Origin of the sequence: Thioalkalivibrio sp. HL-Eb18 (assembly GCF_000364985.1) — a bacterium.
GTDB lineage: Bacteria > Pseudomonadota > Gammaproteobacteria > Ectothiorhodospirales > Ectothiorhodospiraceae > Thioalkalivibrio.
Genome location: NZ_KB822960.1, coordinates 265,374 through 278,500, shown reverse-complemented (window position 1 = coordinate 278,500; position 13,127 = coordinate 265,374). Strand labels below are relative to the sequence as shown.

Sequence of the window (13,127 nt, the reverse complement as noted above, 5' to 3'; positions counted from 1 at the left end):
GGATACCGACAATCTCGATCTCCTCGCCCACCTTGACCACACCGCGCTCGATACGACCCGTCACCACAGTGCCGCGCCCGGAGATCGAGAACACGTCTTCCACCGGCATCAGGAAGTCGCCGTCCACCGCGCGCTCCGGCTCCGGAATCCAGCTGTCCATCGCCTCGACCAGCTTGTAGATCGCCTGCGCGCCCACTTCGCTCTCGTCACCTTCCAGCGCCTTCAGCGCGGAACCGGTGATCACCGGGGTGTCGTCGCCCGGGAAATCATAGGAAGACAGCAGATCGCGCACTTCCATCTCGACCAGCTCGAGCAGCTCGGGGTCGTCGACCATGTCGGCCTTGTTCAGGAACACCACGATGTACGGCACACCCACCTGACGCGCCAGCAGAATGTGCTCGCGGGTCTGCGGCATCGGACCATCGGCCGCGGACACCACCAGAATCGCGCCGTCCATCTGCGCCGCACCCGTGATCATGTTCTTCACGTAGTCCGCGTGCCCAGGGCAATCCACATGCGCGTAGTGACGAATGTCGGATTCGTATTCCACGTGCGCCGTGGCAATCGTAATCCCGCGCGCCTTCTCTTCCGGCGCATTGTCGATCTGGTCAAACGCACGGGCTTCGCTACCGTACTTCTTGCCCAGCACCGTCGTCATCGCCGCCGTCAGCGTGGTCTTGCCATGGTCCACATGACCAATCGTCCCCACATTCACATGCGGCTTCTTACGCTCGAACTTTTCCTTGGACATCTCTCGCTTCCCCGGATCGTGACGCTTTCACAAGCGACGCAGGTTGTACGCTGACTTACACAAAATTGGAGCTCATGACCGGATTCGAACCGGTGACCTCTTCCTTACCAAGGAAGTGCTCTACCGACTGAGCTACATGAGCCTGACTTACCTGGCCAGGGCCGGACCCGAACCGTTCGGATCAACTGGAGCGGGTGATGGGAATCGAACCCACATCATCAGCTTGGAAGGCTGAGGTTCTACCATTGAACTACACCCGCAGAACCCTGGCTTGCCGAACCACCGCCCGCTACAGGCCGCTGGCTTGAAAACCCGATGGTGGAGGGAGGAGGATTCGAACCTCCGAAGGCTGAGCCAGCAGATTTACAGTCTGCCCCCGTTGACCGCTTGGGTATCCCTCCTCGATCAAGCCGCGTATTCTGAACCAGCGCGAAGCACAGCGTCAAGCGGGGATTACATCCCGCGCGCAGATCACGCGGGCATGCGCGCATGTCGCTCATTCTCTACCTATGATTTCCGGTCATACGGTGCGCCTGACGGTTTCCATTCCACGACAGACGCACGTAGAGTGTGCCTATTCAGGACTTGAAGATTCGCGCGTAGAGGCCCATGCCCAACACGACAACGGCGCCCCGCCTGCCGGGTCTGGCCAAGCGTCTCGTGGACGCCGGCCTGATTGCGGAAGATATCGCTGCCCAGATCGCCGAGGAATCGCGCGCTCAGCAGACCCCTTTGATGCCCCTGCTCGCCAGCAAGGGGCAGGTCTCCGAGGCCCGCCTGGCCGAGGCCGCGGCCGAGGAGTTCGGCCTCCCGGTACTGGATTTGTCGTGCTTTGAACCCGAGCTGCTGCCCAAGGATCACCTGAACGAGAAGCTGATCCAGAAACACCACGCCCTGCCGATCATGCAGCGCGGCAACCGCCTGTATATCGCGGTATCCGACCCCACCAACCTGGGGGCCACCGACGAGTTCAAGTTCGCGACCGGGATGCCGGTGGAGGCCGTACTGGTCGAGGGGCACAAGCTCGACCGCCTGATCGAAAGCGCCCTGAGCGCTGCGTCGTCGCTGATGGACGACCTGGGCGACGACGATCTCGAAAACCTGGCCATCGAATCGGGTGGCGGCGATGACGGCGACACTTCGGACGCCGCCGACGCGGTGGACGACGCGCCCGTGGTGCGCTTCGTCAACAAGGTGCTGATGGACGCGATCAACCGCAAGGCGTCGGACATCCACCTCGAGCCGTTCGAGAAGGATTTCCGCGTGCGCTTTCGCATCGACGGCGTGCTGCACGAGATCGCCCACCCGCCGAACACCCTGGCGCCACGCATCACCGCGCGGGTCAAGGTCATGTCGCGCATGGACATCGCCGAGCGGCGGGTCCCGCAGGATGGGCGCATCAAGCTGAAGCTCTCGCGCACGCGAGCGATCGATTTTCGTGTCAGCACACTGCCCACACTGTACGGCGAAAAGATCGTAATGCGTATCCTCGACCCGAGCAGCACCCAGATCGGGATCGATCAGCTCGGCTACGAGGAGCACCAGAAGGAGGCCTACCTCCAGGCGCTCAAGCGACCCTACGGGATGATCCTGGTCACCGGGCCGACCGGCTCGGGTAAAACGGTGTCGCTGTACACCGGCCTTGGGATCCTGAACACGGCCGACCGCAACATCTCCACCGCGGAAGACCCCTCGGAAATCAACATGCCCGGGGTCAACCAGGTCAACGTGAACCCGAAGGTCGGGCTGACCTTCGCCAGCGCGCTACGCGCCTTCCTGCGTCAGGATCCGGACGTGATCATGGTGGGGGAGATCCGCGACCTCGAGACCGCGGAGATCGCGATCAAGGCGGCGCAGACAGGGCACCTGGTGCTCTCCACGCTGCATACCAACGATGCCCCGCAGACCCTGACCCGACTGGCGAACATGGGGGTACCCCCCTACAACATCGCCTCCTCGATCCTGCTGATCATCGCTCAGCGCCTGGCGCGCCGGCTGTGCCCGAACTGCAAGGAACCGGAGGATCTCCCGGAAGAGGTCCTGCGCAAGGAGGGCTTCACCGACGCCGACATTCAGGCCGGCGTAACCGCGTATCGAGCAGTGGGCTGCGATCAGTGCACGAACGGCTACAAGGGGCGGGTCGGCATCTATCAGGTCATGCCGATCAGCGAAGAGATGCAGCGCGGGATCCTGGAGGGCTACAACTCCATGCAGCTGGCTCAACAGGCCGCAAAGGAAGGGGTCGAGGACCTGCGTCGCGCCGGCCTGGTAAAGGTTCTGGCAGGGATGACCAGCCTCGAGGAAGTTAACCGCGTGACCAAGGACTAGCACGCCGCGACCCGCTCAGGACGGCTCCGGTTCGGGTCACCAGCACAGGGGGACAGGTAGATGGCCGATTCCGGGACAATCTACGCTTGGGAAGGACTGAACAAGAACGGCGACCGGGTCAAGGGCGAAACCCCGGCCGACAGCGAAGCCGTCGCACGCTCCGAACTGCGCAAGAACGGCATCAATGTCGTCAAGATTCGCAAGAAGCCAAAGTCGCTACTCTCCGGGGGCAAGAAAAAGATCGTCCCCGCGGACATCGCCTACTTCCTGCGACAGATGACCACGATGCTGCAATCCGGCGTGCCGCTGGTACAGGCCTTCGAGATTGTCGGGCGCGGCAACGAGAAGCCGGCGATGCGCGATCTCGTGCTCAAGCTCAAGGCCGACGTCGAGGGCGGCGAGACCTTCGCCGCCGCGCTCGCCAAACAGCCCAAGTACTTCGACGACCTGGTGGTCAACCTGGTCGAGGCCGGCGAGCAGGCGGGGACGCTCGAGACCCTGCTCGACAAGGTCGCCACCTACAAGGAAAAGACCGAGGCCCTGAAGGCCAAGATCCGCAAGGCGATGTTCTACCCGGCGGCGGTCGTCGTGGTGGCCATCGTGGTGACGGCCATCCTGCTGATCTACGTGGTCCCGCAGTTCGAATCCCTGTTCCAGGGCTTTGGCGCGGACCTGCCGGTCTTCACCCGCATGGTGGTCGACCTGTCGGGATTCGTGCAGTCCTGGTGGTGGCTGATCCTCGCGATCATGGTCGCGATCGGCTTCGCATTCGTAGAGACCCGGCGGCGTTCGCCACGATTTGCACGTTTCCTCGATATCGCGATCCTCAAGGCCCCGGCCTTTGGCCCGATCCTGCGCAAAGCCGCGATCGCCCGCTTCGCACGGACGCTGTCCACCATGTTCTCCGCCGGCGTCCCGCTGGTCGATGCCCTGACTTCGGTCTCCGGCGCCACGGGCAACGCGCTGTATCGCGAGGCCACGCTGCGCATGCGCGACGAGACCTCGGCCGGGGCCCAGCTGCAATGGTCGATGCGCAATACCGGCGTGTTCCCCAACATGGTCGTGCAGATGGTCGCGATCGGCGAGGAATCCGGCTCGCTGGACTCGATGCTGGCGAAGGTGGCGGACTTCTACGAGGCCGAGGTGGACAACGCCGTGGACAGCCTCTCGAGCCTGCTGGAACCCCTGATCATGGTCGTACTCGGCGTACTGGTCGGCGGCCTGGTGATCGCGATGTACCTGCCCATCTTCCAGATGGGTCAGGTCATCTAGGGAAACACTGACCAATGTACACACTCGCGTTGGTACCCCAGGTTTTCCGAGACAAGGCACGTCGCGCAGCGGGTAGTGGTTCTACCCGCCCGGTTTTGATGGATTCGGGGCGCAACGCAGGATCGGGGAACAGGGGTTACCAACCCCACAAGCGATTGAAAGCAGGGGCTCGGCCGCCCGTTGTTATCAAGAACGGGCGCGCGCACGGCGTTGCGGCTCCCTTGTGCAGAATGACTGCACGGCAGTCACCGCGCATTAAACGCACGCAAAAGCGACTCGAGCGCGAGCGTGCACATTGGTCAGGGCTTCCCTAGGATGCTCGGCACGGAAGTGCTCCTGTCGCCACCCTGGGCAATCGCGGTCGCAGCGATTTTCGGGCTGCTAATCGGCAGTTTTCTGAACGTGGTCATCGCCCGGCTGCCGGTGATGCTGGAGCGCGGCTGGAATGCCGAGGCACGCGCGATCCTGGAGCAGGAGCCCCCAGCGGACGACGTCCCGTTCGATCTGCTGCGTCCACGCTCGCGCTGCCCCCACTGCGAGCGACCGATCCGTGCGTACGAGAACATCCCCGTGCTCAGCTTCCTCTGGCTGCGCGGACGCTGCCCGGGCTGCGGCACAGCCATCAGCTGGCAGTACCCGCTGGTCGAGATCCTCACCGCAGTCCTGTTTGCCCTGACCATCTGGCACTTCGGACCCGACACGACAGCGCTGCTGGCGCTGATCTTCACCGGCGTCCTGATCGCCGCCGCCGGGATCGACGCGCGCACCACCCTGCTCCCGGACCAGCTGACCCTGCCACTGCTCTGGCTGGGGCTGCTGGTCAATATCCCGGGCACCTTCACCGATCTGCAGTCGGCCGTGATCGGAGCGGCCGCCGGTTACCTGGTGCTGTGGCTGATCTTCCACGGCTTCCGCCTGGCCACCGGCAAGGAGGGCATGGGGTACGGCGACTTCAAGCTGCTCGCCGCGCTGGGCGCATGGCTCGGCTGGCAGGCCCTGCCGGTAATCCTGCTGCTGGCCTCGCTGGTCGGAGCGGTGGTCGGCATCCTGCTGATCCTGCTGCGCGGGCGCGACCGCAACATCCCGATCCCGTTCGGGCCGTATCTGGCAGCCGCCGGGTGGCTGGCGCTGATCTGGGGCGATACGCTGGTGGCGTTCTACTTCCCACAGGGGCTCTAGTTTTATGCGGCGGGTCGGACTGACAGGCGGGATTGGCTGCGGCAAGAGCCGCGTCGCCGGGTTGTTTGCCAGCCTGGGGGTGCCGGTGCTCGACGCCGACCGCATCACCCGCGAACTGCAGGAGCCGGGGCACGACCTGCATGCCGCAATCGTTCAACAGTTCGGGCCAGGGGTGCTCGACGCACGGGGGCACCTGGATCGCGGGGCCCTGCGCACACGGGTCTTCGCACGACCCGACGAGCGCAAGGCGCTGGAAGCGCTGGTCCACCCCGCGGTGCACGCGGAACTGGAACGCCGTCTCCGTGAGCTGCCAGACACCAACGGTTATGCGCTGATCGTGGTGCCGCTGCTGTTCGAGGCTGGCTGGGAGCAGGAATTCGACGCGGTCATCGTCGTCGACTGCGAGCCGGAGGAACAGCTCGAGCGGGTCACCCATCGCGATGGCCGTACCCCGGCCGAGGTGCAGGCCATCATGGACTGCCAGCTGAGTCCGGACGAGCGCCGCCAACGCGGCGACCGGGTGATCACGAACAGCCGCACGACCACGGACGAGGATCTGCGCCGGCAGGTGTCCGACCTGCACGATCAGCTTCGAGCCGCAACGGGGAAGGGCTAGCCACATGCGTCTAGCCCGCGATAGGGGGAGAGCTTGCGCACCGACTCCGATTGCTGGCAGGGACGGGTGGAAAGTCCCCCCCGGAATACTGGATACTGCCAGGGTCGTGTTGCCCCGCAACACCGAGAACCCAAGCCGGACGGGCCGCCCGTGACCCAATTACTCACCTTCGAACAACCGCTGCACGAACGCGTGCGACTGCTGTTGCGCCTGGAGGCGCTGGCTCAGCGGTTCGGGGACGCCCTGGAGTCCGGCCGGCCTTTTGACCATCACGAGGCCCTGGTCTCGCTGGTCGACATCTATGCCCTGGTCACCCGCGTCGACATCAAGCGCGAATTGATGGGCGAGATCGAGCGCCAGACTGCCAACCTCAACCGACTCACGCACCAGCCGGGCGTCGACCCGGAGCGTTTCACCGAGACCATGCAGGCGCAGAAACGCCTGCACACCGCCCTGGAAGAACAGGCCGGGTCGCTGGATCATCGAGTGCGTGGCAACGAATTCTTCAACAGCGTGCGCCAGCGCATGGCGCTACCCGGCGGGGCCTTCGATTTCGACCTGCCGATCTACCATCACTGGCTGGCCCAGAGTTCCCCGGAGCGCACCGCACTGTTGCTGGAATGGTTCGAACCGTTGAACACGGTTGCCGAGGCAACCGTCCAGGTCCTGTCCTATATGCGCCGATCCGGGCGCTCGGAGTCCGCGATCGCCGAAGACGGCTATTTCGAACGCAGCCTGGACACGAGTCATGCATGGCAACTGATCCGGGTCAGTGTCGATCCCGATCTGGGGTATTACCCGGAGATCAGCGCGGGACGCCAACGCTTCACGGTGCGTTTTTTCTCACCCGAGGATTTCCGCAGCCGCCCCATCCCCGCCGCACAGGACATTGAATTCCAGCTGTGCTGCTGCGCCTTGTAAACGGGCTGAACGGGCTCACCACTCAGACCGCCGTTTCACCGGCCTCCATCCCCAGCAGCCCCCGGATCGCCGCGATCCCCTGGGCACCGCAGGTCCGCGCCTGTTCCAGATCGGACGCACGCATCCCGCCCAGGGCATAAACCGGGACCCCAGCCTCGCGCACCTGCGCGGCGAATTGCGCCCACCCCATACCCGGCACGCCGGGATGGGAGACCGTGGAACACACTGGACTCAGGACGGCAAAATCCAGCCCCAGCCGGGCGGCCGCAGTCAGTCCTTCGGCGTCATGCACCGACGCTGCCACCAGACCCGACACCGGGGGGCGCTCGTCCAGCGCACGCCAGCGCCGTTCGGGAAGATGCCATCCGATACCGGACAGGTCCGCAACCCACTCCCACGGGGCGTTGGCCAGCAGCGGTATGCCGCGACCGCGGGCAAACCCGTGGAGTGGCTCGACCAAGGCTCGGTAGTCCTTCCGCCCCAGCGATGGCGCCCGGACCTGCAGCATCGCGTCGTCCATAGCCACCAGCGCTGCCTGGACCTGCTCAACCACAGCCGGGATCTCGGCCCGCACCGCAGGGGATGGTGTAATCACATAGCGCTGCGGCAGAACCAGGGCCTGAAACATCGGGTGATTGGCAGCGGGGAAATCCGCGGGGTCCAGGGTAGCCGGGTCGCGCCAGGCCCATTCCTGCCCTTCGCGGCCATGCACCGTGCCGGACCAGTCCGTTACCCGGAACACGCGCAGGGCCACGGAACACTCGGCAAAGTCATGGCGCACGGTCAGACATTGAACACCGGCGCGCACGACAATCCCCAGCTCTTCGTGCAACTCGCGCACCAGGCCGGCAAAGGCGCTTTCGCCGGCATCGATCTTGCCGCCCGGAAACTCCCAATAGCCGGCGAGGTGCCGGCCGGCCAGACGTCGACTGACCAGCACGCGGCCCTCGGCATCGAGCACCAGCCCCACCGCGACCTCCAACGGCGGAACGGATCCGGCCGGCTCAGGACCGGTATTCGGCATTGATACGAACGTACTCGTGGGAGAAGTCGCAGGTGTACTTGCGGGCCGCAGCCGGCCCCCGACCCAGCGCGATGTGGATTTCGATCTCGTCCTGCGCAAAGGCCTGCTGCCCGGCCGCTTCGGTGTAGTCCGGGGAACGGCCGCCCCCGCGAACGATCGCGACGCCATTGACGGTGATGGCGACCTGCTCGATCGCCAGGTCCGCGACGCCGGCGCGACCGACCGCGGCCAGGATGCGCCCCCAATTGGGATCGGACGCGAAAAGGGCGGTCTTGACCAGCGGCGACAGGGCCACGGTCTCGGCCACCCGGGCAGCCTCGGCCTCGTCACGGGCCGACTCCACCGCCACGGTCACGAACTTGGTCGCGCCCTCGCCGTCGCGCACGATCGCCTGCGCGAGCTCCAGGCACAAGTCTCCGAGTGCGCGCGTGAAGGTCTCGCGGTCCTCGGCCGTGGCCAGCGTCGCGCCGCTGGCGCCCGAGGCCATGCAGACGACCGCATCGTTCGTAGAAGTGTCGCCATCCACCGTGATGGCGTTAAAGCTGGCCGCATTCGCTGCGCGCAGCAAAGGCAACAGGTCCGCTTCGGTGATAACGAGATCGGTCCCGATGAACCCGAGCATCGTGGCCATATTCGGGTGGATCATCCCGGAGCCCTTGGCGATCCCGGTCAGGTTCACGGTACCGCCCGAGAGCTCGATACGGCGACTGCCGCCCTTGAGCACGGTATCGGTGGTCATGATCGCGCGGCCCGCCCGCATCCAGCCATTCGGCACCAGCGCCGCTTGCAGGGTGGGCAGAACCGCTGTAATCCGCTCGACCGGTAGCGGCTCGCCGATCACGCCGGTAGAGAAGGGCAGCACCGCACGGGCATCCCCGCCGACCACTGCGGCGACTGCCTCGCAACAGGCACGCGCGGCGGCCAGCCCTGTCTCCCCGGTCCCGGCGTTGGCATTGCCCGCGTTGATCAACAGCCAGCGGCCGGGGCACGCGGACTGGTGCTCACGGGCCACGATGACCGGCGCGGCGCAGAAGGCGTTGGTGGTATAGAGCGCCACAATGGTGGCGTCCGGGCCGGCATCGACCAGTACCAGGTCGTCGCGCCCGGCGTAGCGGATGCCCGCCGCGGTAGTCGCCAGGCGGATGCCCGGCACCGGCAGCAGCGTCTCCGGTGGTTGCAGACCGACAGCCATCAAGGAGTCCCGGACAAAATCAGAGCTTGCCGTGGCACTGCTTGTACTTCTTGCCCGAACCGCACCAGCAGGGTTCGTTGCGGCCAAGCTTGGGGCCCTCGCGACGATAAGGGGTGTCACCACTGGCCACAGGCTCGCGCTCTTCCGCCCCGGCGTCCAGCGCGCTGTCCGGGTTCTCGTGCTGGAAGTTCATGTTGGACTCGGCCGGGGCCTTTTTCTTCGGCTGCAGCGCCTCGACCTCTTCGGGCGAGCGCAGCTGGATGCGCAGCAGATACTTGATGACGTCGTGCTTGATGCGCTCCAGCAGGGCCTGGAACATCGCGAAGGCTTCTTTCTTGTATTCCTGCTTCGGGTTGCGCTGTGCGTAGCCGCGCAGCCCGATGCCCTGGCGCAGGTAGTCCATCGCGGCCAGGTGTTCCTTCCACTGGGTATCCAGCACCTGGAGCATCATGTCGCGCTGCAGGCGGTTCATCGTGGTATCGCCCAGCTGCTCGCGCTTGCCGGCAAGCAGCGTGCGGGCGTGCTCGATAATCCGTTCGCGCAGCGGCTCTTCGTGCAGGTCGTCCTCATCCTCCAGCCACTGCTTCACGGGCAACTCGATCCCGAACTCGCCGGCCAGGGCCTGCTCCAGACCCTCGACGTCCCACTCGTCCTCAATGGAACCGGGCGGGATGTACTCGCTGATCTGGGCATTGATCACGTCATTGAGCAACGCCTCGATGGTGTCGCTGATGTCGTCGGTGGTCAGCAACTCGGCACGCTGTTCGTAGATCACCCGCCGCTGGTCGTTGGCGACGTCGTCGTACTCCAGCAGCTGCTTGCGGATATCGAAGTTGTGCGCCTCGACCTTGCGCTGGGCGTTCTCGATCGCGCGCGAGACCCAGGCATTCTCGATCGCCTCGCCCTCCTTCATGCCCAGGCGTTGCATCAGCCCGCGCACGCGCTCGGAGGCGAACACTCGCATCAGGTTGTCTTCCAGCGACAGGAAGAAACGGCTGGAGCCCGGGTCACCCTGACGCCCGGAACGACCGCGCAGCTGGTTGTCGATGCGGCGGGATTCGTGGCGCTCGGAACCGATGATGTGCAAGCCGCCGGACGCGAGCACGGCATCGTGGCGCTTCTGCCAGTCCGCCTTGATCTGCTCGCATTTCGCGGTGTCTTCCGGGTCCACCTCGGCCAGCTCGGCATCCAGCGACCCACCCAGCACGATGTCGGTCCCGCGGCCCGCCATGTTGGTGGCCAGGGTGATCGCACCGGGGCGCCCGGCATGGGCAATGATCGCGGCCTCGCGCTCGTGCTGCTTGGCGTTGAGCACCTCGAATTTGATCCCGGTCTTTTTCAGGGCCTGGGCCAGGCGTTCGGAGGCCTCGACGGATGCGGTGCCGACCAGTACGGGCTGGCCGCGATCCACGCACCACTGGATCTCCTTGATGATCGCCTGGTACTTCTCTTCCTGTGTCAGGTAGACGAGGTCCTGCATGTCGTCCCGCACCAGCGGCCTGTTGCCAGGCACCACAACAACCTCGAGGCCGTAGATCGTCTGGAACTCGTAGGCCTCGGTGTCCGCGGTACCGGTCATGCCGGCCAGTTTCTCGTACAGACGGAAATAGTTCTGGAAGGTAATCGAGGCCAGGGTCTGGTTTTCGCGCTGGATCGGGACGCCTTCCTTCGCCTCGATCGCCTGGTGCAGACCCTCGGACCAGCGCCGACCACCCATGATGCGGCCGGTGAATTCGTCGATGATCTGGACCTTGTTGTCACGCACCAGGTAGTCCACGTCGCGGTGGAACAGCGCATGGGCACGCAGGGCGGCGTTCAGGTGATGCAGGACCTGGATCGCGCCGGCGTCATACAGAGACTGGTACTCCTCCAGCAACCCTTCCTCGCGCAGCAGCTGCTCGGCCTTCTCGTGCCCGTCCTCGCTCAGGAAGACCTGCTTGGCCTTCTCGTCGACGTAGTAGTCGCCCTCGCTCTCCTCGTCTTCCTGACGGGTGAGCTGGGGCGGGATCTTGTTCATCCGCTCGTAGAGCTCGGAGCTGTCGCCACTGGGGCCGGAGATGATCAACGGGGTCCGGGCCTCATCGATCAGGATCGAGTCGACCTCGTCGACCACCGCGAAATTGAGGCCCCGCTGCACCCGCTGATCGGCGGAAAACGCCATGTTGTCGCGCAGGTAGTCGAAGCCGAACTCGTTGTTGGTGCCGTAGGTGATATCGGCGGCATAGGCCTCGCGGCGGGTCACCGGACGCAGGTGGTCCATTCCGCCTTCTTCGGCCTTGTACTCGGGGTCGTACAGATACGAGGCGCTGTCCACGCCCAGCCCGCCGGAGGAGTTAATCACCCCGACGCTGAGTCCCAGGGCGTGATACAGCCGGCCCATCCACGCGGCGTCGCGGCGGGCCAGGTAGTCGTTGACCGTGACCACGTGCACACCATCGCCGGACAGGGCGTTGAGGTAGGCAGGGAGCGTGGCGACCAGGGTCTTGCCTTCCCCCGTGCGCATCTCGGCGATGCGCCCGTCGTTCAGCACCATGCCACCGATCAACTGCACGTCGAAATGGCGCATGCCAAGGGCATGCACGCTCATGGCGCGGCAGACCGCAAAGGCCTCCGGCAACAGCTTGTCGATGGACTCGCCGTCCTGGGCGCGCTGGCGCAGCTCCGTGGTCTTGTGTTGCAGCTCCTGGCGCGGCAGGGCCTCGGTGGCTTCCGCGAGGGCGTTCACCTGCTCAACCTGCTTGCGATAGCGCTTGATGATGCGGTCGTTGCGACTGCCGAAGAACTTCTGTACGAGCTGCTTGACCATAGGGATCCGCTTGAGGGGGGCTTGTATTAAGAGCCAGCCGTTGTCCGAAACCTATCTAGGATAAACCATCCGCCCAGCACCTGCGCGTGGGCGGATGCCGGAGGGGTTCGGATTCAGTCGTCGCTAGGCAGGAAGTCGTAGGGATTAACGGCCTGCCCCGCCTTGAGGACTTCATAGTGCAGGTGCGTGTCCGTGGCACGGCCCGTGCGGCCCATGCGTGCAATGGTGTCGCCGGCATCCACGCGCTGCCCCGGCTCCACGAGCAGCTCGGAGTTGTGCGCGTAGCGGGTACGCAGACCGCCCCCGTGGTCAATCTCCACCATCTTGCCGTAGGCATCGCGTTTGCCCGAGAACACCACGATGCCACCACCCGCGGCGCGGATCTCCGAGCCCGGACTGCCAGCGAAGTCCATGCCGGAATGGAAGCGCCGCGCGCCGGTAAACGGGTCGTTGCGATAACCAAAGGCCGAGCTGATCCAGGCCTCGTCATCGACCGGCATCAATTGCGGACGCAGGGCCTCGCGCGAGGCATCCTCGCGCAGTGTGTCGTCGATCAGGGCCACCGAGGTCTGTTGCCGATGGAGCAGGCGCTCGAGGGCGTAGAGGCGTTCATCCATCGCAACGGGGGAATCCGGCCCCTCCAGTTCAGGTCCACCCTGCCCCCCCATCGCGGGCGTCAGCTCGGACAAATCCAGGTCAAGCGTCTCGCCCACCGAGCGCATGCGCAGGTCAACACGGGCGAGCTGGCGTTCCAGGGCCACCACCCGTTCGGCGAGGTGTTTCAGGCCCTCGTGCGCCACCTCGCGCTCGGCGGCCTCGATCACCGCCTGGTCGCTCCCCGGCACCACCGGTACCTTGATAACCTCGCGCTGCTGTTGCCCCACCCAGTAGGCGGCGGCCACGGCCGCCACGACCAGGGCGAGCAGGGTTACGGACAGGACGAGGGTGACGCGAAGCGGAAGGCGGGTACAAAGGCCATCCGGTCGTAGTACGATCAGTTGCATGCGTTTCTCAATTACTCTTGTACTGTCGGGCTTC

The 13,127-nt window shown here is 65.1% G+C and carries 10 protein-coding genes and 3 tRNA genes; 5 read left to right on the top strand and 8 right to left on the bottom strand.

The window, feature by feature from the left end:
- The 4 genes from F813_RS0101365 to F813_RS0101350 form a co-directional block, all read right to left on the bottom strand.
- Positions 1–751, bottom strand: a 751-nt coding sequence (locus F813_RS0101365) for an elongation factor Tu (protein ID WP_017925268.1), incomplete at its 3' end; no start/stop codon positions are given.
- Between the two features lie 66 nt (positions 752–817).
- Positions 818–893 (bottom strand) — tRNA-Thr (locus F813_RS0101360).
- A 44-nt stretch (positions 894–937) separates the two neighbouring features.
- A tRNA-Gly gene (locus F813_RS0101355) sits at positions 938–1,011 on the bottom strand.
- Between the two features lie 56 nt (positions 1,012–1,067).
- A tRNA-Tyr gene (locus tag F813_RS0101350) sits at positions 1,068–1,152 on the bottom strand.
- A 208-nt stretch (positions 1,153–1,360) separates the two neighbouring features.
- Between F813_RS0101350 and pilB the strand changes: the two genes are divergently transcribed.
- The 5 genes from pilB to zapD all read left to right on the top strand — a co-directional run bounded on the left by pilB (position 1,361) and on the right by zapD (position 7,067).
- Positions 1,361–3,079, top strand: coding sequence for a type IV-A pilus assembly ATPase PilB (gene pilB, locus F813_RS0101345; protein WP_012983546.1), 1,719 nt, complete (start codon positions 1,361–1,363; stop codon positions 3,077–3,079).
- A gap of 60 nt (positions 3,080–3,139) precedes the next feature.
- Positions 3,140–4,351: a type II secretion system F family protein gene (locus tag F813_RS0101340; RefSeq protein ID WP_012983547.1), complete on the top strand. Its 1,212-nt coding sequence runs from the start codon at positions 3,140–3,142 to the stop codon at positions 4,349–4,351.
- A 315-nt stretch (positions 4,352–4,666) separates the two neighbouring features.
- Entirely contained in the window at positions 4,667–5,530 is an 864-nt protein-coding gene (locus tag F813_RS0101335; protein WP_017925267.1) for an A24 family peptidase, read from the top strand.
- Positions 5,531–5,534: 4 nt separating this feature from the next.
- A complete protein-coding gene (coaE, locus tag F813_RS0101330) occupies positions 5,535–6,146 on the top strand; it encodes a dephospho-CoA kinase (protein ID WP_012983549.1) in 612 nt (203 codons plus the stop codon).
- A gap of 150 nt (positions 6,147–6,296) precedes the next feature.
- Positions 6,297–7,067: a cell division protein ZapD gene (zapD, locus tag F813_RS0101325; RefSeq protein WP_012983550.1), complete on the top strand. Its 771-nt coding sequence runs from the start codon at positions 6,297–6,299 to the stop codon at positions 7,065–7,067.
- A gap of 22 nt (positions 7,068–7,089) precedes the next feature.
- On the opposite strand, the gene F813_RS0101320 is transcribed toward zapD, so the two are convergent.
- The 4 genes from F813_RS0101320 to F813_RS0101305 all read right to left on the bottom strand — a co-directional run bounded on the left by F813_RS0101320 (position 7,090) and on the right by F813_RS0101305 (position 13,093).
- The gene (locus F813_RS0101320; RefSeq protein ID WP_026148089.1) at positions 7,090–8,091 is read right to left on the bottom strand and encodes a Nudix family hydrolase; all 1,002 of its coding nucleotides are present in this window, start codon (positions 8,089–8,091) and stop codon (positions 7,090–7,092) included.
- Positions 8,072–9,283: a bifunctional glutamate N-acetyltransferase/amino-acid acetyltransferase ArgJ gene (gene argJ / locus F813_RS0101315; protein WP_017925265.1), complete on the bottom strand. Its 1,212-nt coding sequence runs from the start codon at positions 9,281–9,283 to the stop codon at positions 8,072–8,074. The genes F813_RS0101320 and argJ overlap by 20 nt, the downstream gene beginning before the upstream one ends.
- A gap of 19 nt (positions 9,284–9,302) precedes the next feature.
- The gene (secA, locus tag F813_RS0101310) at positions 9,303–12,089 is read right to left on the bottom strand and encodes a preprotein translocase subunit SecA (protein WP_017925264.1); all 2,787 of its coding nucleotides are present in this window, start codon (positions 12,087–12,089) and stop codon (positions 9,303–9,305) included.
- Positions 12,090–12,202: 113 nt separating this feature from the next.
- On the bottom strand, positions 12,203–13,093 hold the full coding sequence (locus F813_RS0101305) for a M23 family metallopeptidase (protein WP_012983554.1): 891 nt from the start codon (positions 13,091–13,093) through the stop codon (positions 12,203–12,205).
- Positions 13,094–13,127: the final 34 nt, after the last annotated feature.

What these genes read in the sequence shown, in the direction of transcription:
- F813_RS0101320 (WP_026148089.1), bottom strand. Translation starts at nt 8,091, where the DNA reads ATGCCGAATACCGGTCCTGAGCCGGCCGGATCCGTTCCGCCGTTGGAG.
- F813_RS0101335 (WP_017925267.1), top strand. Translation starts at nt 4,667, where the DNA reads ATGCTCGGCACGGAAGTGCTCCTGTCGCCACCCTGGGCAATCGCGGTC.
- coaE (WP_012983549.1), top strand. Translation starts at nt 5,535, where the DNA reads ATGCGGCGGGTCGGACTGACAGGCGGGATTGGCTGCGGCAAGAGCCGC.
- secA (WP_017925264.1), bottom strand. Translation starts at nt 12,089, where the DNA reads ATGGTCAAGCAGCTCGTACAGAAGTTCTTCGGCAGTCGCAACGACCGC.
- F813_RS0101305 (WP_012983554.1), bottom strand. Translation starts at nt 13,093, where the DNA reads ATGCAACTGATCGTACTACGACCGGATGGCCTTTGTACCCGCCTTCCG.
- argJ (WP_017925265.1), bottom strand. Translation starts at nt 9,283, where the DNA reads ATGGCTGTCGGTCTGCAACCACCGGAGACGCTGCTGCCGGTGCCGGGC.
- pilB (WP_012983546.1), top strand. Translation starts at nt 1,361, where the DNA reads ATGCCCAACACGACAACGGCGCCCCGCCTGCCGGGTCTGGCCAAGCGT.
- F813_RS0101340 (WP_012983547.1), top strand. Translation starts at nt 3,140, where the DNA reads ATGGCCGATTCCGGGACAATCTACGCTTGGGAAGGACTGAACAAGAAC.